Annotated in this window: 23 protein-coding genes; 21 read left to right on the top strand and 2 right to left on the bottom strand. The window is 40.1% G+C overall.

Going from position 1 to position 21059, the window contains the following annotated elements; all coding sequences use genetic code 11:
- Positions 1-146 precede the first annotated feature (146 nt).
- The 10 genes from polA (at position 147) to rplT (ending at position 11123) form a co-directional block, all read left to right on the top strand.
- Positions 147-2819, top strand: coding sequence for a DNA polymerase I (gene polA / locus AYR53_RS08075; RefSeq protein ID WP_068223631.1), 2673 nt, complete (start codon positions 147-149; stop codon positions 2817-2819).
- A 9-nt stretch (positions 2820-2828) separates the two neighbouring features.
- A complete protein-coding gene (mutM, locus tag AYR53_RS08080; protein WP_068223634.1) occupies positions 2829-3668 on the top strand; it encodes a DNA-formamidopyrimidine glycosylase in 840 nt (279 codons plus the stop codon).
- Positions 3665-4264 carry a dephospho-CoA kinase gene (gene coaE, locus AYR53_RS08085; protein WP_068223637.1) on the top strand — a complete coding sequence of 200 codons (600 nt, stop codon included), beginning with the start codon at positions 3665-3667 and terminating at the stop codon, positions 4262-4264. Before mutM ends, coaE begins: the two co-directional genes overlap by 4 nt.
- Positions 4265-4614: 350 nt before the next feature.
- Complete coding sequence (gene nrdR / locus AYR53_RS08090; RefSeq protein WP_068223640.1) at positions 4615-5115, top strand: transcriptional regulator NrdR; 501 nt, start codon at positions 4615-4617, stop codon at positions 5113-5115.
- A 10-nt stretch (positions 5116-5125) separates the two neighbouring features.
- The gene (locus AYR53_RS08095; RefSeq protein WP_068223643.1) at positions 5126-6499 is read left to right on the top strand and encodes a replication initiation and membrane attachment family protein; all 1374 of its coding nucleotides are present in this window, start codon (positions 5126-5128) and stop codon (positions 6497-6499) included.
- A gap of 2 nt (positions 6500-6501) precedes the next feature.
- Positions 6502-7437 (top strand): primosomal protein DnaI, encoded by a 936-nt coding sequence (dnaI, locus tag AYR53_RS08100; RefSeq protein WP_068280844.1) that lies wholly within the window; start codon positions 6502-6504, stop codon positions 7435-7437.
- A gap of 312 nt (positions 7438-7749) precedes the next feature.
- The gene (gene thrS, locus AYR53_RS08105) at positions 7750-9735 is read left to right on the top strand and encodes a threonine--tRNA ligase (RefSeq protein ID WP_068223648.1); all 1986 of its coding nucleotides are present in this window, start codon (positions 7750-7752) and stop codon (positions 9733-9735) included.
- A 203-nt stretch (positions 9736-9938) separates the two neighbouring features.
- Positions 9939-10439 (top strand): translation initiation factor IF-3, encoded by a 501-nt coding sequence (gene infC, locus AYR53_RS08110; RefSeq protein ID WP_068226196.1) that lies wholly within the window; start codon positions 9939-9941, stop codon positions 10437-10439.
- 41 nt (positions 10440-10480) lie between these two features.
- Entirely contained in the window at positions 10481-10681 is a 201-nt protein-coding gene (rpmI, locus tag AYR53_RS08115) for a 50S ribosomal protein L35 (protein WP_068223651.1), read from the top strand.
- A gap of 85 nt (positions 10682-10766) precedes the next feature.
- Entirely contained in the window at positions 10767-11123 is a 357-nt protein-coding gene (gene rplT, locus AYR53_RS08120; RefSeq protein ID WP_068223655.1) for a 50S ribosomal protein L20, read from the top strand.
- A gap of 117 nt (positions 11124-11240) precedes the next feature.
- On the opposite strand, the gene AYR53_RS08125 is transcribed toward rplT, so the two are convergent.
- Positions 11241-12176, bottom strand: coding sequence for an NADP-dependent oxidoreductase (locus AYR53_RS08125; RefSeq protein WP_068223656.1), 936 nt, complete (start codon positions 12174-12176; stop codon positions 11241-11243).
- A 219-nt stretch (positions 12177-12395) separates the two neighbouring features.
- Here AYR53_RS08125 and AYR53_RS08130 point away from each other — a divergent pair, with 219 nt between their 5' ends.
- The 8 genes from AYR53_RS08130 (at position 12396) to AYR53_RS08165 (ending at position 17921) form a co-directional block, all read left to right on the top strand.
- Entirely contained in the window at positions 12396-12926 is a 531-nt protein-coding gene (locus AYR53_RS08130) for a YqeG family HAD IIIA-type phosphatase (RefSeq protein WP_068223658.1), read from the top strand.
- Positions 12919-14040, top strand: coding sequence for a ribosome biogenesis GTPase YqeH (yqeH, locus tag AYR53_RS08135; protein ID WP_068223660.1), 1122 nt, complete (start codon positions 12919-12921; stop codon positions 14038-14040). The genes AYR53_RS08130 and yqeH overlap by 8 nt, the downstream gene beginning before the upstream one ends.
- Positions 14041-14051: 11 nt before the next feature.
- A complete protein-coding gene (gene yhbY, locus AYR53_RS08140) occupies positions 14052-14366 on the top strand; it encodes a ribosome assembly RNA-binding protein YhbY (protein ID WP_068223663.1) in 315 nt (104 codons plus the stop codon).
- 13 nt (positions 14367-14379) lie between these two features.
- Positions 14380-15021, top strand: a complete 642-nt coding sequence (locus AYR53_RS08145; protein ID WP_068280842.1) for a nicotinate-nucleotide adenylyltransferase — start codon at positions 14380-14382, stop codon at positions 15019-15021.
- Positions 15014-15607 (top strand): bis(5'-nucleosyl)-tetraphosphatase (symmetrical) YqeK, encoded by a 594-nt coding sequence (yqeK, locus tag AYR53_RS08150; RefSeq protein ID WP_239691356.1) that lies wholly within the window; start codon positions 15014-15016, stop codon positions 15605-15607. Before AYR53_RS08145 ends, yqeK begins: the two co-directional genes overlap by 8 nt.
- A 76-nt stretch (positions 15608-15683) precedes the next feature.
- Positions 15684-16025 (top strand): ribosome silencing factor, encoded by a 342-nt coding sequence (gene rsfS, locus AYR53_RS08155; RefSeq protein WP_068226197.1) that lies wholly within the window; start codon positions 15684-15686, stop codon positions 16023-16025.
- Positions 16022-16762 carry a class I SAM-dependent DNA methyltransferase gene (locus AYR53_RS08160; protein WP_068223674.1) on the top strand — a complete coding sequence of 247 codons (741 nt, stop codon included), beginning with the start codon at positions 16022-16024 and terminating at the stop codon, positions 16760-16762. Before rsfS ends, AYR53_RS08160 begins: the two co-directional genes overlap by 4 nt.
- Before the next feature lies 1 nt (position 16763).
- The gene (locus tag AYR53_RS08165) at positions 16764-17921 is read left to right on the top strand and encodes a nucleotidyltransferase (RefSeq protein WP_225359779.1); all 1158 of its coding nucleotides are present in this window, start codon (positions 16764-16766) and stop codon (positions 17919-17921) included.
- An 87-nt stretch (positions 17922-18008) separates the two neighbouring features.
- Here the strand turns inward: AYR53_RS08165 and AYR53_RS08170 are convergent, their stop codons facing one another.
- Positions 18009-18227 carry a hypothetical protein gene (locus AYR53_RS08170; RefSeq protein WP_068223677.1) on the bottom strand — a complete coding sequence of 73 codons (219 nt, stop codon included), beginning with the start codon at positions 18225-18227 and terminating at the stop codon, positions 18009-18011.
- 282 nt (positions 18228-18509) lie between these two features.
- Between AYR53_RS08170 and AYR53_RS08175 the strand changes: the two genes are divergently transcribed.
- The 3 genes from AYR53_RS08175 to gndA all read left to right on the top strand — a co-directional run bounded on the left by AYR53_RS08175 (position 18510) and on the right by gndA (position 20849).
- Positions 18510-19061 carry a YceD family protein gene (locus tag AYR53_RS08175; RefSeq protein WP_068223680.1) on the top strand — a complete coding sequence of 184 codons (552 nt, stop codon included), beginning with the start codon at positions 18510-18512 and terminating at the stop codon, positions 19059-19061.
- Positions 19062-19104: 43 nt separating this feature from the next.
- On the top strand, positions 19105-19290 hold the full coding sequence (gene rpmF / locus AYR53_RS13320; RefSeq protein WP_075168969.1) for a 50S ribosomal protein L32: 186 nt from the start codon (positions 19105-19107) through the stop codon (positions 19288-19290).
- A gap of 134 nt (positions 19291-19424) precedes the next feature.
- Positions 19425-20849, top strand: a complete 1425-nt coding sequence (gene gndA, locus AYR53_RS08180) for an NADP-dependent phosphogluconate dehydrogenase (protein WP_068223683.1) — start codon at positions 19425-19427, stop codon at positions 20847-20849.
- The last annotated feature ends 210 nt before the right edge of the window (positions 20850-21059 follow it).

Here is a 21059-nt window from a genome sequence, read left to right on the forward strand (position 1 = left end):
AAACGACTAATTAATTTAGAAAGTAATTAGTTGTTTGAACTAAATTCTGAAACGAACAACCTTTATTCCGCTTTTTTATGTTCAAAGCGTTTTTTAACTGAACATTTGGTAAAATTAGGTGTGTTATTTAAAAAAGGAGAATGATAATGGCGACTGACAAGCATTTATTATTGATAGACGGAAATAGTGTCGCTTTTCGGGCCTTTTTCGCGCTCCATTCTCAGGTTAATACGTTTATTAATCATGACGGCTTACATACCAACGCAATCTACGCTTTTAATACGATGCTAGACGTCGTTTTAAAAGAATTTAAACCCACTCACGTTTTAGTGGCCTTTGATGCAGGTAAAACAACTTTTAGAACTAAGGAGTTTGCTGAATATAAGAGCCAGCGTGCCAAGACACCCTCAGAATTATCTGAACAACTACCGTATTTACGCCAGCTATTAACCGCATATGGTATTAAATCATATGAGTTAGCGAATTATGAAGCCGACGATATTATTGGTACGTTAGCTAAAGAGGCAAGTCAAGCTGGATTTCAGGTTGATATAGTCACTGGCGATCGGGATTTGACACAATTAGCAACCGCAGAGGTGACGGTTAACGTTACAGTTAAAGGCGTTAATCAGACGGAGGCCTACACGCCGGAACATGTTATGGAAAAATATGGTTTACAGCCTAAGCAAATTATCGATATGAAGGGTCTTGCCGGTGATACTTCAGATAACTATCCTGGTGTCCGCAAGGTCGGTGAAAAAACGGCGATTAAATTATTAAAGGAATACGACAGTGTCGAGGGTGTTTATGAGCACCTTGATGATCTGAAGGCCAGTAAAATGAAGGAGCATTTACAAGAAGATCGTTCTAATGCCTTTTTAAGTAAAAAACTGGCAACAATTAATACTGCCGCGCCAATTAAGGTTTCAGTCACCGAACTCAAGCGACAAGAACGTGACCTTGATAAATTGATTGAATTTTACAAAGAAATGGACTTTAATTCGTTTTTAAGTAAGCTTGATTCGGCCGTGGCACCAACTGAAGTAGCCGCTAAAACGACGATAAAATTTGAACAATTAACGAATGAAAATATCAAGCAGGTTTTGGCTAAATTTTCCGGGCCGGTTGTGTTCTATTTAGAAATGTTAGCCAGTAATTACCACACTTCTGATTTTGCGGGATTTGTAATTGGCCAAGAGGATCATTGGTATTTTGGACGAGATATCAAATTATTACAGCAACCTGATTTCGTTGCTTTTTTTGCCGATAATCAACAAGCAAAATTAGTTTTTGATTTGAAACGGACATTTGTTGGCCTAAATCGGCTTGGAATTCGGCTAAACGGGACAACTTTTGATTTACTATTGGCTTCATATTTGTTAAATACGAATGATAACAGTAATGACCTAGGTAAAATTGCCCAGTTACATCAATACAGTGATGTTGCTACGGATGAAGAAGTTTATGGCAAGGGATCTAAGAAGGCTTTACCAGAAAATGAAACTGAATTTGCGGAACATCTGGCGCGTAAGGCGCGGGCAATTGAACAATTACAGCCTAAATTAAGCCATGAATTAGAAGCTAATGATCAGATCGGTTTATTTAATGAATTAGAAATACCATTAGCGCTAGTATTGGCACAAATGGAAATTGCTGGAATTAAAATCGATAAGGATCGTTTAAACGATATGCGGGGGTCCTTTAAGGAACGCATTCAACAAATTCAGGAAAAGATTTATGCGGAAGCAGAAGAAGAGTTTAACATTAATTCTTCCAAACAATTAGGGGCCATCTTGTTTGAAAAAATGAATTTACCAGTAATAAAAAAGACTAAAACTGGTTACTCAACTGCAGTTGGCGTCCTTGAAAAATTAAAGGGTATTGCACCAATTGCCAGTGATGTTTTAGATTATCGTGGTTTGACTAAAATTCAGTCAACCTACATTACCGGCTTACTGAAGGTCATTCATCCCGAGGATGGTAAAATTCACACGACTTATTTACAAACGTTAACGCAAACAGGGCGTTTGTCGTCGATTGACCCTAATTTACAGAATATTCCAGTGCGTGATGAAGATGGCCGGCAAATTCGCCAGGCTTTTGTCCCACGTGAAAAAGGGTGGCAAATTTTTGCGGCTGACTATTCGCAAATTGAGTTACGTGTTTTGGCCCATATTTCCCACGATAAAAATCTGCAGGCGGCCTTTAAAGAAGGAATGGATATTCATGCTAGTACGGCCATGCGAATTTTTAATTTGGATTCACCTGCCGATGTGACGCCAAATATGCGGCGTGAAGCGAAGGCCGTTAATTTTGGTATTGTCTATGGTATTAGTGATTACGGATTATCGCAAAACATTGGGATTACACGTCTCCAGGCAAAGAACTACATTGATAATTATTTCCGTGAATACCCTAATGTTCAGAAATATATGACTGACATTGTTCAGTCGGCTAAAGACCATGGTTACGTTGAAACCCTCTTTCATCGGCGCCGTTATTTACCCGACATTAACGCCAAAAACTTTAATTTGCGTTCTTTTGCCGAACGGACCGCGATGAATACGCCAATCCAAGGTAGTGCGGCCGATATTATCAAAGTTGCCATGTTGAATATGCATAAGGCACTTGAGGAGCACAAATTAAAGGCAACGATGTTATTGCAAGTACACGATGAATTAATTTTTGAAGCACCGGATGATGAAATTCCAGTTCTAAGAAAATTAGTTCCACAAGTGATGGACTCTGCAGTCGATTTAGAGGTTCCCATGAAGGTTGGTTTTGGTAGCGGGCCAACTTGGTATAACGTAAAGGATTAAGGTGACAAAATGCCAGAATTACCAGAAGTTGAGACAGTTCGGCAAGGGTTGCGCGAACTAATTTTGAATAAGACAATTGATCAGGTTCAGGTTTTATGGCCGAAGATTGTTAACGGCGATACTGAACAGTTTAGACAAACCCTACAGGGATTAACTTTTATCGAAATTGATCGTCGGGGCAAGTATTTATTATTTCGCTTGAGTGAGCAGATGACGATGGTTTCTCATTTGCGGATGGAAGGTAAGTACCGGTTAAATAAGCAGGATGATCCGGTCACGAAACATACGCACGTTATTTTTAATTTTACTGATGGGACTGCGCTCCGCTATTTAGACGTCCGCAAGTTTGGGCGAATGACCCTCATTAAAACGGGGCAGGAAATGACTTTACCAGGTTTGAATAAGCTAGGAGCCGAGCCAACTGCACAGACGTTTAAAATTGCGGACTTTACTAAAGGGCTTAAACGACATAAAAAAGCGATTAAACCAACGCTACTAGATCAACAAGTAGTTGCTGGCCTAGGTAATATTTACGCCGATGAGGTACTTTGGTTAAGCGGTATTAATCCGCTACAGCCGGCCAATACGTTGACAGATCAACAGGTGAAGTTATTACACGATAATATTATTGCTGAAATGAAACAGGCAATTAAGGCTAAGGGAACAACAATTCGTAGTTATACGGATGCCTACGGAGCCACTGGTGGTTTTCAGTTATCATTACACGTTTACGGACGCGAAGGTGAGGCCTGCGAACGTTGTGGTGGCACGATTGAAAAGACGCGATTGGCCCAACGCGGAACGCATTTCTGTCCTCACTGTCAAGTGTTAAACGTACCAACAAAATGACCGTGATTTTGGGCCTTACTGGCGGAATTGCCAGTGGCAAATCGACTGTGAGTCGTTATTTAAATGAATTTGGTTTTCCAGTAGTTGATGCCGATATCATTGCGCGGGAAGTTGTTGAACCAGGTACGATTGGGCTGCAACAAATTATTGCCACTTTTTCTGAAGCTGTGTTAAAGGCGGACGGTCATTTAAACCGGCAATATCTTGGGCGGATAGTTTTTGGCCAATCGAAGGAATTAGCAAAACTAACGAAGATTACGGCGCCCTTGATTCGGGAAACCATCACTAAACGTTTACAATTATTAAAAGAAAAGAAAGCGTCATTAATTGTTTTAGATGTTCCGTTAATGTTTGAAACTGGTTATGATAAGTTGACCGATGTGACTTTATTAGTTGAGATTCCGAAAGAATTGCAATTGCAACGGCTAATGAGGCGTGATCAGTTAACCTATACTGCCGCATTGGCGCGAATTAATACGCAGTGGCCATTGGCAAAAAAGCGTGCCTTAGCGGACGTCGTGATTGACAATAGTGGTACGGTTGCACAAACAAAACAGCAAATGTTAGATTTTTTAAAACAGAATCATTTTGTTTAATGTGTTACCAAATTAGCGAGGTTTCGCTTAAGCGACAATATCTTTTAATAAAGTTACTTGGCTGAAAGTATGATGAAAATGGTCGGCTATTGCGTGATTTAAAACCTTTTCTAGTATTTAGCTAGCTAATTTGGCCTAAAAATATTGGCACAAGTACTGTCGCTCGGGTTATATCCTTGCCTAATCAATCTGGCCAATAATGCTTTTCAATTATGGTGTAGAATCTAACTGGCTTTTCAATCAATAAGGTGAGGAATTTTTCCTGACCTTATTTGATTGTTGGACTTGCACCAATGGATTAATGGTATACTATTTCAGGTAAAGAACACTAAAGATGAGAGGTGTTAATTATGCAATGTCCTCGTTGCCATCACAATGGTTCGCGAGTTGTTGATTCACGGCCAACAGATGAAGGCCGGGTTATTCGCCGCCGCCGGGAATGTGAAAATTGTGGTTTCCGTTTTACAACGTTTGAACGCGTAGAACAAACACCGTTATTGGTTATTAAAAAGAATGGTACGCGGGAAGAGTTTAATCGTGAGAAGATTTTGCGTGGGTTAATTCGTTCTGCTGAAAAACGGCCTGTGACCATGGAACAAATGACGCAGATTGTTGATGAAGTTGAAAATAAGGTGCGTTCATTGGGTGAAAATGAAGTCGCCTCACAGGCAATTGGTGAATACGTCATGGGCTTACTAGCAGATGTTGACGAAATTGCTTATATTCGTTTTGCTAGTGTCTACCGGCAATTTAAGGATATGAATGTTTTTCTAAAAGAATTAAACGATATGGTAGAAAAAGATAAAAAACAAACTAATGATAAGAAATCAACGGATCAACCCAAAAAGTGAGGTGTGATGGTTGCAAAATGCCTTTTCTAATTTAAGTCCTAGAGACGGCTTTCTAGTGACTAAGGCAAATTATTTATCGGACTTTGATCGGCAAATTCTGACTTATTTATACCAGCCATTAATGGGAGTTACTGCGTTTAGTTTATTTTTAACGCTTTGGACGGAAATTGTACCGAACCCGCTGTTATCTGATCAAAAACCACATACAACTTTATTGGCACTGTTAAATATTGATTTACCGGATTTTTATGATAGCCGCCTACGTTTGGAGGCATTGGGTCTACTAAAAACTTATACGCGAACAGTCCCAGAAGGGCGTTATTTCGTTTATGAACTTTACGCCCCTCAGGCACCAAATGCTTTTTTTAAAGACGATTTATTGAGCTTATTGCTTTATGAAGCAGTTGGTGAAGAACGATTTAACGTTCTAAAAGATAAGTTTCGGTTACGTGTGGTCAGCAAAAAGGATTTAACGGAAATAACAAAAAATTTCCTCGAAGTTTTTCACGTGAACTCCGCCTTATTGGATAGTCCACCGGCCACAATTGCAGAAACCAAATCTGAATTTCAAGTAAAGGTGGCTAACCGTCCCAGCGTTACTTCAGAAGCTGAGCAAAGTTTTGATTGGTCATTTTTTAAGCAACAGCTAAAATCAAGTTTTGTTGACGATAAACAAGTAGACGAAAATCACCAATTAATTTTAACGATGCACCAGCTCTACGGAATTAGTGAATTAGAAATGGCACAATATATTGGTGAAAGTGTCAATGTGGCAACCAATCAATTGGATGTTAAGGCGTTCCGGCAATTGATTGCCCGCCAGTTTCGGGGACAATCAAATTTGACAACCGAAAAAACGGCCGTGACACGGAAAAATTTATCCAGCCAAGAATTAAAGAAGGCCGGTTTTAGTGCCTCTGATCAAAAATTAATTGCGGTTAGTCGTCAGTATTCGCCAGTCGAATTTCTACAACAACTAAAACAGCAACAGGGTGGTTATGTTGCCAGTAGTGAGGAACGGGTGCTGGAGCGTTTAGTTAAGCGGCAAGTGTTTCCTAACTCGGTCATTAATATTTTGATTCATTATATGATCAATGTCCGTAAAATGCCGACGTTAAATCAAAGTTATTTGGATAGCGTTGCCAATGGCTGGCTGCAGCACCATGTAACAACGCCTGAGGCCGCAATGAGTGAGGTTAAAGAATTCTACAAGCCTAAGAAAGTAACTAAGAAAAGAACGCGGGGGACAACTCGCCAAGAGACACTACCTGAGTGGGCCCAGGAAGGCTTTAAGGCGCCTAAGGAAGCTGTCTCTAATGAACAAGAACTGGCCCTGCAAAAGAGTCTAAAGGCACTGAAAACGTTACGAAAGGGTGGTGAGTAGTAATGGAAGATATGGGAAAAAATTTGCGCATTTTAATGAATCGTCGAAACCTTAATCAGCATTATGATGAACTAATGGCACGAGTTATGAAGGATACTGACGTTCAGCAATTCATTACGGCTAATCAGAAGGCCATCGATCAGGCAACAATTGATCGTTCGGCGGCCAAGCTCTATGAGTTTGTAACTGAGAAGCATAAATTTTTGTCTGATAAAGCTTCTTTGGCCCCTGGCTACGAGCCAAAACTTTTCTTAAATCACCACTTCATTGACGTTACTTATGTTCCAACGGCAGAATTGGTTGCAGAACAAAAGGATAACGCCTTACGTTCACGGGTACACTCAATTAATATGCCTAAGAATATTCAGGCGGCACGTTTGGATCAGTTCTATCCAGAAAATCGTACTGGGGCACTTCAGGCTGGCGTTACCTTTGTTACTGATTACATCAAAGAACCAAAAAAATTTCACCAAGGACTTTACCTGTATGGTAGTTTTGGTGTAGGTAAAACGTATTTACTGGGAGCAATTGCCCATGAATTGGCGGTCAATGGTTTTCAGACAACGCTACTACATTTCCCAACGTTTGCAGTAGAAATGAAGAACGCAATTGGGCAGAATAATTTAATGGAAAAAATTGATGTCATTAAAAAAGCACCAATTTTGATGTTAGATGATATCGGCGCCGATTCAATGTCTAGTTGGATTCGGGATGACGTTTTAGGTGTTATTCTTCAATTTCGAATGCAAGAAGAGTTAACGACTTTTTTCTCCTCTAATTTTTCAATGCAGGCGTTAGAAAAAGAACATCTAACAGTTAGTCAACGGGGTGAAAATGAGCCCCTGAAGGCAAAACGAATTATGGAACGTGTTCGTTTCTTGAGTCAGGAAGTTGAATTGTTAGGCCAGAATCGTCGCTTGAAGCCGAAAAATAATTAGATTAATTTTCAAGGTAGACTTGAATTAACAAATCGAGTGTGGTTCAATAAAAGTATCAACGAAGAAAGACAACTTTAACGAGAATTTACTTAAAGAGAGTGCACTGGTGCTGAGAAGTGCATAAGTAAAAGCGTTATTGACCGCTTTTTGAGATGCTCAATGCAAAGTTGAGCCGGTACGCAACCGTTAATAGCGCTAATAAGGAAACTTCATTTTGAAGTTTTAAATTTTGGGTGGAACCACGTTTATACGTCCCTGAAGCAACTATTGCTTCAGGGACTTTTTTTATTTATTTTAAGGAGGAATTTAGATATGGCAGAAATTACGTTAACGTTCCCTGATGGTGCTAAAAAGGCATTTGAAGAGACGGCTAGTGTGGCCGATGTGGCTAAGTCGATCAGCGTTAGTCTTGGTAAAAAGGCAATTGCGGGTAAATTGGATGGTGCACTAGTTGATTTGACTGCACCTTTAAAGCATGATGGGGCAATTGAGATTATTACCAAAAATGATCCCGCTGCACTACAAGTTCTTTGGAATACTGCTAGTTTAACGTTAGGTGCTGCTTTAAAGCATTTGTATCCAGAAATGCGATTCGGTGAACACGCCGTAACGGAGCACGGCTTCTATTATGATACAGATAATAATAAAAAACCGGTATCAGAGGATGATCTTGAGGCAATCAATCAAGAAATGCGCAAATTGGTTGAACAGGATGGTAAAATTACGCGTAAAACAGTTACTAAGGCTGCTGCTTTAGCACAGTTCAAGGATGATCAGTATAAAACGACTTTACTTAACAACTTGGATAGTGACGAAGTTGTTTTGTATCATTTAGATGATTTCGTTGATTTTGGTGAACAAGGTGTTTTACCAGATACGAAGGTTTTGAAGGTATCGAAGCTTTTGTCTGTCGCCGGTGCTTATTGGCAAGGTAAGTCCAGTAACAATATGTTACAGCGTGTCTACGGAACGGCCTTCTTCAGTGAGAAAGAAATGGAAGCTGATGATCAACGTCGCCAAGAGGCCCATGATCGTGATCACCGTGTTATTGGTAATAAGTTAGATTTGTTCTTTGTTGACCCGAAAGTTGGTGCAGGCTTGCCATACTGGATGCCTAAAGGTGCTACTATTCGTCGGACCATTGAGCGTTACATTATTGACAAAGAAATCTCCCACGGTTACCAGCACGTTTACACACCCGTTTTAATGAATTTAGATGCCTACAAGACATCAGGTCACTGGGATCATTATCGTGAAGATATGTTCCCACCAATGGACATGGGTGATGGTGAACAGCTTGAGTTACGCCCGATGAACTGTCCAAGTCATATCCAAATTTATAAGCATCATATTCGATCTTACCGGGAATTGCCAATTCGGATTGCTGAACTTGGCATGATGCATCGTTACGAAAAATCCGGCGCTTTATCCGGCTTACAGCGAGTTCGTGAAATGACTTTAAATGATGGTCATACATTTGTTGCGTTAGATCAAATTCAGGATGAATTTAAAAAGATTTTGAATTTAATGATTGAAGTGTACGATGATTTCGATATCCATGACTACTCATTCCGTCTAAGTTACCGTGATCCTAAGAACACTGCAAAGTATTTTGATGACGATGCCATGTGGAATCGTGCTCAAAAGATGTTGAAAGGTGCTATGGACGAACTTGGTTTGAACTACGTTGAAGCTGAAGGTGAAGCGGCATTTTATGGTCCTAAGCTAGATGTTCAAACTAAGACTGCTCTTGGTAATGAGGAAACATTGTCAACGATTCAATTAGACTTTATGTTGCCAGAACGTTTTGATTTATCTTACGTTGGCAATGATGGTGAAGAACACCGTCCAGTTATGATTCATCGTGGCCTCGTTTCAACGATGGAACGTTTCGTTGCTTACCTAACGGAGATGTATAAGGGTGCCTTTCCAACTTGGTTGGCACCAGTTCAGGCGGTTATTATTCCAGTTAAGAATGATTTACACGCCGGATATGCTTATCAAGTACGTGATCGGATGATTAAGGCCGGCCTACGTGTTGAGGTTGACGAACGTAACGAGAAGATGGGCTACAAGATTCGTGAAGCCCAAACTCAAAAGATTCCTTATTCATTAGTTATTGGTGATCAAGAGATTGAGGATGCAACTGTTTCTGTTCGCCATTACGGTGAAGAAAAGACCGTTGCCCAAGATACTAATATGTTTATCGACGCAATGGTTGCCGAAGTGGGTAACTATAGTCGGACTGGAAAGTCTTATCAGAATGATAGTACTAAACAACTTGACAAAAAGAATTAAACACGCTAAACTTTAAAAGTTGAGAATTAAAAGCAGAAGCAACCCGCTTCTCGCCTAAGTTGACAGTACAGTCTCTGGGCAGAATAACGTACGGATCAAGTTTGAATAACTTGTGGCGGGTTTTGCTATTTTTAGCAAAGCTCGTTTTTTTCTGCATTTTTCTCGAATTCTTACGGAGGTGAATAACCATAGCAAAAGACATGATGGTCAATGATGGGATTCGTGCTCGCGAAGTCCGCTTAATTGCGGAAAATGGTGATCAATTAGGAGTTAAAAGTAAACAAGACGCATTAAAAATTGCTGAACAAGCAAATCTTGATGTTGTCGTTGTTGCTGCTAACGCAAAGCCACCAGTTGCGCGGATTATGGATTACGGGAAATACCGTTTTGAGTTGCAGAAAAAGCAACGCGACGCCCGTAAGAAACAGAAAATCGTCAGCGTCAAAGAAGTTAGATTGAGTCCAACAATCGACCAAAACGATTTCGACACTAAGTTGAAGAACGCGCGGAAATTCTTATCTAAAGGCGATAAGGTTAAAGCGTCAATTCGTTTTCGTGGTCGTGCGATTACACATAAAGAAATCGGTCGTGATGTTCTATCGCGTTTAGCGAAGGAAACGGCAGATATCTCAACTGTTATTGCACATCCTAAAATGGACGGTCGGAGTATGTCGATGATGCTCCAACCAAATGCAGAAAAGTAAAGCTACTAAAATTAGCTTTATAGAAAGGGAAGATTTTAATTATGCCAAAACAAAAAACACATCGTGCATCAGCAAAACGTTTTAAGAAGACCGGTAACGGTGGTCTTTTACGTCATCACGCATACACGAGTCACCGTTTCCATGGTAAAACCAAAAAGCAACGTCGTTTCTTAGCAAAGCCATCAATGGTTTCAGCTAGCGATATGAAGCGAATTCGACAAATGCTTTCACAAATGAAATAGCATTTTATCGTTTAAATCTTAATTTTATGCGACCTTGGAACCTGAATTGAGTTCAGTCTGAGGTGTAATCAAGGAGGAATTTTCTATGCCACGTGTTAAAGGTGGAACAGTGACGCGTAAACGTCGTAAAAAAGTTTTAAAATTAGCCAAAGGTTATCGCGGTGCCAAGCATCTATTATTCAAATCTGCTAATGACCAAGTAATGAATTCATATCATTATGCATTTCGTGATCGTCGTCAGGTTAAACGTGATTTCCGTAAATTATGGATTGCACGGATCAACGCTGCAGCACGGATCAACGAAATTAGTTACAGCAAATTAATGCATGGTTTGAAACTTGCTGGAATTGATATCAATCGTAAAATGTTAGCTGACCTTGCTATTAGTGATGCTAAAGCATTTACTGCTTTAACTGACCAAGCTAAAAAGGCTTTAGCATAATTAATATCATCATCCATTTATAATCTATAAAAGTTTATAATCTATAAAAGGTTCGGAACAAAAGTTTATTTTGTCTCGAACCTTTTTTAGTTCTTAAAAGTAAAAAATAGCCGCTTTTTACTTGTTTTTTAAAACGATCAGTTTACCGGCTGAGTGGCGCTGTTCCAATAGGCTTTGGGCCACAATAACGCTGGTAAGGTTGAAATCAAATTGTTGGGCAATTGGAACAACTAGTTCTTTTTGTTGCATTAGCTTAGTGAGGTAGCCAAGTGCAGGCCGATCACGATACTCTCTTTTTGGTTGAAAGGCAGTCATTGTGATTTGAGGGTGGGCTTGTTTTAAGGCTTCTGCAATCGGGTTTAAGGAGAGGTATTGCCCACTAGCCTTAACGTGCGCCACACCACGTTCTTGATCGTTACCGCCGTTGATTGCGTTAATAACGATATCGAATTTAACGTTGGCAGTGGAAAATTTCTCACTAGGAATAAACTGATTGGCACCTAATTGGTCCAATAAATTGGCGTGCTTTGAGGCCGCAACTGCCGTAACCGATAAACCAGCGGCCTTGGCCAATTGAAGTAATAAGCTACCAACGCCACCGGCCGCACCTTCAATTGCCAGTGATTGGGCTGGCCGAATTGATAGTGCGTTGAATAAAATATTGTAAGCAGTGATGCCAACTGATGGTAGCCCAACAGCTTGCTCAATTGGAAAAGCAGAAGGCAACCGGCCAATTTTATTATGTGAAACGGGCACTTGACTGGCGTAACCACCAATGTTTGGGTGTGCAATTACAAGATCACCAGGCAAGTAATCAGTGACGTCACTACCAATTGAATTAATCGTGCCAACAACGTCAGTACCGGGAACGATTGGAAAAGGTAAGGGCCGATTAGCCTGTTGTTCACCACGACGTAGGGCGGCATCATATGGATTTAGACCAAAGCCAATGACGTCAACTAAAACCCGAATTGGAGACAGTACTGGCGGGGCCTGAACTATTTCTTTAAAAACTGATGGCGGTCCGAATTGATTAAAACCGAAACTTTGCATAATAACCATCCTTTCTATATTCTTATAAGCGTATCATAGCAAAGCTTTTTGAAAATAAGAAGGATAACGATTCAACAACAAAGTTAGTGGGAAGAGTGCATTTTAGTCTGAATTCGCTTATAATGAAAGACTAGTAATGCAGATTAATGGATCAAGTACTAAAACTGTTTCTTCATTAATTTGTTGTTGGACATAGACAAAATTAGTTAAGGAGTCAACATGTTTTTAAACTACAAGCCAACTTGGAAGTTAAGTGCAGTGGTACAAATAACCCCTGCTGATTTAAAGCGGCACGGTATTAAGGCCGTGTTAGCTGATCTTGATAACACTTTGATTGCTTGGGATAATCCAACGGGAACAAAGGAGTTGCAAGCTTGGATTAAAACTATGGCAGAGGCCAAGATTCCAGTCGTTGTGGTCTCTAATAATAATGCTAAACGAATTCACCGCGCAGTCACATCGCTTGGGTTACCTTACATTGCTCGGGCTATGAAGCCATTTTCCTTTGGCATTCGGCGAGCAAAGGTTCAACTGGGCCTAGCCGATAGTGAAATTGTCATGGTAGGTGATCAATTGTTAACGGATATGTTGGCCGCTAATGCAGCACATATTCGAACAATTTTAGTACATCCCTTAGTGGAAACTGATGCGTGGAATACAAGTATTACGCGCTTTTTTGAAAAATTTTTTATGCGGCATTTAGATCGGGAATATCCAGAATTAACGTGGAGGAATAGCCTAAATGACTGAGAGTAATGAAGAAGCACTTTATTGTATCGGGTGTGGTGCCCAGATTCAAACAACGCAACCAAATGAAGCAGGTTACACACCACAGGCGGCTTTAGAAAAGGCCAAAGAAACTGGTGAGTTATATTGTCAGCGTTGTTTTCGATTACGGCACTATAACGAAATTTCTGATGTTCGTTTGACGGATGATGACTTTTTGGCCTTATTAACTCAAATTGGTGAGGCTGACGCATTGATCGTTAATGTTGTTGATATTTTTGACTTTTCTGGTAGCCTAATTCCAGGCCTTCACCGGTTTGTGGGTGATAATCCGGTTTTATTAGTTGGAAACAAGGTTGATGTTTTACCAGGTTCAGTTAAACGGACTAAAGTAAAGAATTGGTTACGGGAACAAGCACACGCAGTTGGTTTACGACCAATTGATGTTTTATTGACCAGTGCTAAAAGTGGTTATGAATTAGACGATTTATTAGCCGCAATTGAAAAATACCGGAATGGGCGCGATGTTTACGTTGTTGGGGTGACTAATGTTGGTAAATCAACTTTAATTAATCAAATTATCCGCCAAACAACGGGAACACAGGATTTAATTACAACTTCACGTTTTCCTGGAACAACGTTGGATAAAATCGAGATTCCGCTGGATGATGGCCATAACCTAATTGATACACCGGGAATTATTCATCGTGAGCAAATGGCTTATTATTTAGGGGCCAAAGATTTAAAATTAGTCACACCGCAAAAATCAATTAAACCAAAAACATACCAATTAAATGGCGGGCAAACGGTCTTCTTGGCTGGGTTAGCGCGTTTTGATTATGAAGAAGGACCCAAGCGTAGTTTCACGTTTTATTTAGACAATAATCTATTAGTTCACCGAACTAAATTACAAAACGCAACGGACTTTTACACCCGCCAAGTGGGTAAATTGTTACAACCACCACGGGCTAAAGAAGTTGCTGCTTTTCCTGAATTAGAACGTATCCAGTTCACACCAAAAGAGAAAAGCGATCTTGTTTTTGCCGGACTGGGTTGGGTAACAGTGCCAGCCGGGGCAGTTATAGCCGGTTGGGCGCCCAAAGGTGTAGCGGTTAGTTTGCGGAAGGCATTAATTTAAAGGAGATTAAAATGACGTTAACAGGTAAACAAAAACGTTTTTTACGGGCGCGTGCCAATCGGTTACGGCCAGTTTTTCAAGTTGGTAAAAATGGTTTGACGGCGACGTTTATTCGCCAAATCGATGAAAGCTTAGAACGAAATGAGCTAATTAAAATTAATTTATTACAAAACACAACGGTCTCGGCCAAAGAGGTTGCGACTGACTTAACTACGGCATTACCCAAACTAGTTGTCGCACAAATTATTGGTCATGTGTTAGTATTATATCGTCCAGCAGAAAAAGAAAAGTATCAACGAATTTCTGCTCAAGTAGCAGCTTTATAAAGAGGTGTAAGTTGTGGCTAATGAAACATTAACCCAACCTGTAATAACAGTTGAAACTAAAAAAAAGATTTTAGATAATGGACGACATAAACAGGTTGGCATTATGGGTGGTACTTTTAATCCGCCCCATATTGGTCATTTGATTATGGCGCAAACAGTAGGAACCCAATTAGGTTTAGAAAAGGTCTATTTTATGCCTGATGCTAATCCGCCGCATGAACACCCAAAAAATGCGATTTCGGCTGATCACCGGGTTGCGATGGTTAAACGTGCCATTACTGGCAATCCCTTGTTTGATATTGAATTGGCAGAAGTTAAGCGCGGTGGAATTAGCTATACGTATGATACGATGTCCAATCTAAAACAACAGCATCCAGATACGGATTATTATTTTATTATTGGGGCCGATATGGTCAATGATTTGCCACATTGGCACCGAATCGATGAATTATTAGAGTTGGTTCAATTTGTTGGTGTTAAACGACCTGATTTTCAAGTTCATAGTCAATATCCAGTGCTTTGGGTGGACGCACCATCTTTAGATGTTAGTTCGTCAATGATTCGTAAACGATTGGCTTGTGGACTGTCAATTCGGTATTTAGTGCCGGATGAGGTTTTGGATTATATTGAACGAGAGGGGCTTTACCGTGGCTAATGTCAATTATCGTCAGGAATTAGTACCATTTGATCGGAAGACTTTGTTAGAACGCATTAAGGCGCAGTTAAGTGATGGTCGTTTTCAACATGTTTTACGAGTTGAACAAACGGCACTTGATTTGGCCGAACGTTATGGTGGAGATAAGCAGCGGGCCGGTTTAGCCGGCTTAGTTCATGATTACGCTAAGCAACGTCCTGATGAGGAATATAAGGCCTTGATTCGGACAGAAGGCTTTGATCCAGAACTATTGGCTTATAATAATGGTATTTGGCACGGTGTTGTCGGAGCCTTTATTATTGAACGTGAATTGGGCATTCACGATGAGCAAATTTTGAATGCCGTTCGGCAGCATACAATCGGCTCGGACAATATGACAAAGCTAGATAAAATTATTTTTGTAGCGGATTTTATTGAACCAGGACGTGATTTTCCGGGAATAGAGGCAGCACGACAAGCTGCGGCAACTTCATTAGATGCTGGGGTTGCGTTTGAAATTAAACAAACGCTCAATTATTTATTGAGTACGAATAAAAAAATATATCCAAAAACGATTGCGACCTATAATGCATACGTTGCAAAATAAGGATTTATGATCAAATTGATGTTATAACCGTTTTATGAAATTAGAGGGGGATTGATTGTTAGTGGATAGTCGAGAAATGTTAGAAATTGCAGTACGTGCCGCCGATGGTAAGCGTGCTGAAGATATCGTTGCCTTAGATGTTCGTGAAGTTAGCCTATTAGCTGATTATTTTGTAATCATGCAAGGCAACTCAAAACGACAAATGGACGCTATTTTAGATGAAATCGAAGAAAAAGAAGAATTGGCGGACGTTAAGGTTGTTCGGGTGGAAGGTAAAAACTCAGGTAAATGGGTTTTAGTTGATTTAGGAGATATTGTTATTAATATTTTCAGCCCGGAAGAACGGGCCTACTATAACCTTGAAAAACTTTGGTCGAATGCTGAGACAGTTGATGTAGCTGATTGGATTGACGCATGATTTATCAAACTTTTGCCACACTATACGATGAGATGATGGATACCACCTTATATGATAGGTGGCTTTCTTTTGTTCAAAAATACGCTAAAAAAAATGCCCAGGAATTATTGGAATTGGCGTGTGGAACGGGTATTCTTGCCGTTAAACTAGCCAAAAAAGGGTATCAAGTTACTGGGCTCGATCTGTCGGAGGAGATGCTGACCCTTGCAGCAAATCACGCGGTGGAAAATCAGGTAACTTTACCGCTTATTCAAGGTAATATGTTGGATTTAAGTGATATCGGCCAGTATGAAATTGTGACTTGTTTGGATGATTCATTATGCTACATGCCAGATGAAGCAAGTATTGAGCAGGTTTTTCAACAAGTTGCTGCTTGCTTGAAGCCGGGCGGTCAGTTCTTATTTGATATGCACTCATTACACCAAATTGATGACCTTTTTCCTGGGTACATGTATAACTATAAATCCGTTGATCAGGCCTTTATGTGGACCAGTTACGTTGGTGAGCAGCCACATTCGATTGAGCACGACTTAACTTTCTTTGTTTGGGATGATGAACGCCAGGCTTACCAGGAGATTAGTGAGTTGCATAAGGAACGGACCTACCCGATTGAAGTCATTCGCCGAGCACTCCTTGCAGCTGGTTTTACTGATGTTATTGTTCGAGCAGAATTTGGTGATAAAATCGTCTCTCCTGACAGTATTCGCTGGTTTTTTGTTGCACAAAAGGGTGATTAAATTGCTACAAGCAACGGGAATGATTGTTGAATATAATCCATTTCACAACGGACACTTATACCATTTACAGCAGGCACGAAAACGAACCCAGGCGGACGTGCTGATTGCAGTCATGAGTGGTAATTATCTTCAACGTGGCGAACCGGCAATAATTGATAAATGGCAGCGCACTAAAGCGGCATTAATCAATGGTGTTGATTTAGTTGTGGAATTACCTTTGGCGACTGCTGTTGAACCTGCTGATCGATTTGCGCAAGGGGCACTTGCAATTTTGAGCCAGCTAGGGTGCTCAGCGTTAGCATTTGGCACCGAAAATGAACAGATTGACTACCAGGCAATTGGGCAAAGATTGGCGACGTTACCTACCAGGCACGCTTATTTTCGCGACTACAAACAGACCTACGCTACGCAATTAAATCAGTACTATCAGGATACGCTAAATTTAAATAGTGATGCGCCAAATCATTTATTGGCGCTCAGTTACGCAACTAGTAATGCAAAGTTGGCCAAGCCATTAAAATTGATTCCGATTGCACGAAGTGGTGCTCAGTACTTGGACCAAGAACTAAATGGTAGTGCGATTGCTAGTGCAACGTCCATTCGCCATTTGGTTACTGCGGCTAATTTTTCTCACGCGGCCTTGGAAAAGGTTGTACCTGCCGCAACTTATCAATCTTTAACGACGCAACCAATTATGAATTGGGCGACGCTCTTTCCCTATTTGAAGTATAAGGTCGAATCCAGTTCTTTATTTGAGTTAGGCCAAATTTACCAAATGACTGAAGGCTTGGAATATCGTTTTAAGAAAGTCGTTCATCAAACGGCCAACTTTTCAGAGCTATTACGGGCTTTAAAGTCCAAACGTTATACTTATACACGTTTGCAGCGCCTTTGTTTATATGTCTTGTTGAATATTAAACAGACAGAAATCACGACGACCTTAGAGCGGTCTTACATTCGTTTGTTGGGCTTTAATAAAAAGGGCCAAGCTTACCTTCACCAAGTCAAACAGGACCTAGAAGTGCCACTAATTAGTCGGGTTGATCAGGAGGTAGGAGGCGAAAATGGGTTATTAGCGTTGGAGGTTAAGGCTGATTGGTTATATGAACAACAAAGTGGCTGTGCACAAGATTTTGGCCGCAGCCCGATTCGAGTTTAAAATTTTCTTCTTGACTAAGCCGATTTAATTTAACGTAATAAAAAAGAATTGTGGTAAAAAAGCTTACCACAATTCCATTTTAGTTAACTATTGTTCAACCACATGAGCAGCCTTAACTTCATCACTTGCTAAGGTTAGAGTTCCCGCTTCATAGAGAATGTCGTATTTTACAGCCCGACCGATATTTAAAAAGTCGCGGGGACTAGACGTAATGACCGTGTCATCAGTAGTGATTCGAACAGAAGTGACCTCGTTTAACGTCATTGTTTTTCCGTTCGTTAATTCTAGGGTTAAAACGTTATCCATTAAAAGAACCTCCTATAATAATATAAATTACGCTACTTAATAGTGGCTTTGTTTGTCAGCATACCCTAATCTTGTACCCTTATAGTTGTTGGGTCAATTGTTTTATTGCAAAAAATAAAAAGTACGGTAGCTGGCTGGTAGTTTTTATGATTTGTAGAGAAAGTAAACAAGATTTAGGCCAAAACCCCGTTAAGTCAGTGTTTTATCGTGTTAAGGAAAATGCGTTGACAAAGCTATTTTTCACAGTTATAATTATTGTCGTTGCGTTAGGAGGTATCTTCGATGAAATGGTCGTTACTTGAACTTGAGAAGTACCGTGAAACACCACTAAATATTAAGGAAACACTTGATTTAAAGCAGTCATTACAAACTCGTAATGCTGATTTACTTGATGTTAGTCCTGTACTTGTTACCGGGTTGATCGCGTTAGATGGTAACAAGGTTATCACATCCTTGAAGGTCAAGGTTACTTTAACCTTACCTTCCACACGTTCTTTAAAGCCGGTGACGCTGCCACTTGATTTTGCAGTTAGTGAAATCTATGCGCCCGCTAAACAAGCCGCAAGTGACGAGCAGTCAGATTCTGTGATTCCATTGGAAGATGGCTCCTTGAACCTTGATAAGGCAGTCGAAGATAACATTTTGTTGCAGATTCCACTAAAGATATTAACTACTAGTGAGCAACAAGGTGATGCCGATATGCCAAAAGGTAGCGGTTGGGAAGTTATCTCTGAAGATACTTACAATCAGCGGCAGGCAGCAAAGAAGAAACAAGTTGATCCGCGTTTTGCGCAGTTAAAAGGCTTATTTGATTCGAATCAACCAGAAGACTAAGCTCAAAACGATTAAGATAATTTATTTTAAGGAGGTGGATTTAATGGCAGTACCAAAAAGAAAAACGTCAAAGGCGCGTAAACGTCTACGTCGCGGACACATTAAATTAGTTACGCCTAACTTGAGCCCATGCCCAAACTGTGGTGAATTAAGAATGTCACATCATGTTTGCCCAACTTGCGGCTTCTATGATGGCAAACAAGTAGTCAACACAGGTTATACTAAATAACTAGAACCTGTTTAAAAGCTTTAGCGGCCATGGCGCTAAAGCTTTTTTTGTGTTGCAAACTCACTTTTACTTTTATTTAGTGACTGTTTTTGATAGGATAAGAGTGTTAACTATTGAAGGAGGCTCAATGATTTATGGAAAATAAAAAACCCCAAATTGGCGTTGTCGGTATGGCCGTCATGGGGAAGAACCTAGCACTGAACATTGAGAGTCGCGGTTATACGGTTGCCATTTTCAACCGAACAGGCTCAAAAACAGAGGCTGTTGCCAAGGAGCACGCGGATAAGAATTTGGTACCTAGCTATACGATTGAAGATTTTGTTGCATCACTGGAAAAACCACGTCGAATTATGATGATGGTTAAGGCCGGTGCAGCAACGGATGCTGTCATTCAAGAAATTTTACCTTTATTGGATAAGGGTGATGTTTTAATTGATGGTGGTAATACCTTCTTCAAAGACACAATGCGCCGTAACGCAGAATTAGACAAGTCCGGTATTAATTTTATTGGGACTGGTGTTTCTGGTGGCGAATTAGGTGCCTTACAAGGACCTTCGATGATGCCTGGTGGTCAAAAGGAAGCTTATGACTTAGTTGCCCCGATCTTTGAAAAGATTGCCGCTAAAGCTAAAGATGGCAAGCCTTGTGTGACTTATATTGGGAACAATGGGGCTGGTCACTACGTTAAGATGATCCATAATGGGATTGAATACGGTGATGAAGAACTAATTGCTGAAAGCTATAACCTATTGAAAAATGTGGTTGGTTTATCCGTTAATGAAATTGCGGCTATTTTCTCCGATTGGAATAAAGGTGAATTAGATAGTTATTTGATCGACATCACTGCCGATATTTTAACGCGCAAAGATGATCTTGGTTCTGGTGAGCCAATTGTTGATAAAATTTTGGACCGGACAGCGAATAAGGGAACTGGTAAATGGAGTTCAAGTAACGCCTTAGAACTTGAAATTCCACAATCGCTAATTACGGAGTCCGTTTATGCACGTTATATTTCAATGATGAAAACTGAACGTGTTGCTGCAAGTAAGGTTTTACCAAAACCAGAGGGTAAAGTTTCTTTTGACAAGGACAGCGTTGTTGAAATGATCCGTAGAGCCCTATACTTCAGTAAAATTATGAGTTATGCCCAAGGCTTTGAACAAATGCGAATTGCCTCTAAACACTATGATTGGAATCTTCAATATGGTGAAATTGCTAGCATTTGGCGTGAGGGTTGTATTATTCGGGCACGCTTCTTGCAGAATATTACGGATGCTTACGACAAAGAACCCGAATTACAGAATTTACTACTGGATGATTACTTCAAAGATATTGCTAAACGGTATCAAGAAGCAGTTCGTGACTTAGTTGGTATTGCCGTTAAGGCTGGTGTGCCAATTCCTGGTTTCACTTCTGCAATTACTTACTATGATTCTTACCGTGCAGAACGATTACCAGCAAATATTATTCAGGCCCAACGCGATTTCTTTGGTGCCCACACTTATGAGCGGACAGATCGTGACGGTAGTTTCCATTATTCATGGTACAAAGAACAATAAAATTAATTCGTTTTTAAATTGATGATATAAAACATGAGTCTATTGGGGTAGTTTTTAGTTAACTACCCAAGTAGAGCAACTTTTGTTTTATATCATTTTTTTATCATTTTATGGTAATGGTCTGTGAGTTAGTTTAGAGGGAATTGGTGGCTTTTTTACACTATTCATGGTAAAATACTATTTTGTATGAGATATTTAATTATTAAAGTT

It is taken from the genome of Loigolactobacillus backii (genome assembly GCF_001663675.1).
GTDB lineage: Bacteria > Bacillota > Bacilli > Lactobacillales > Lactobacillaceae > Loigolactobacillus > Loigolactobacillus backii.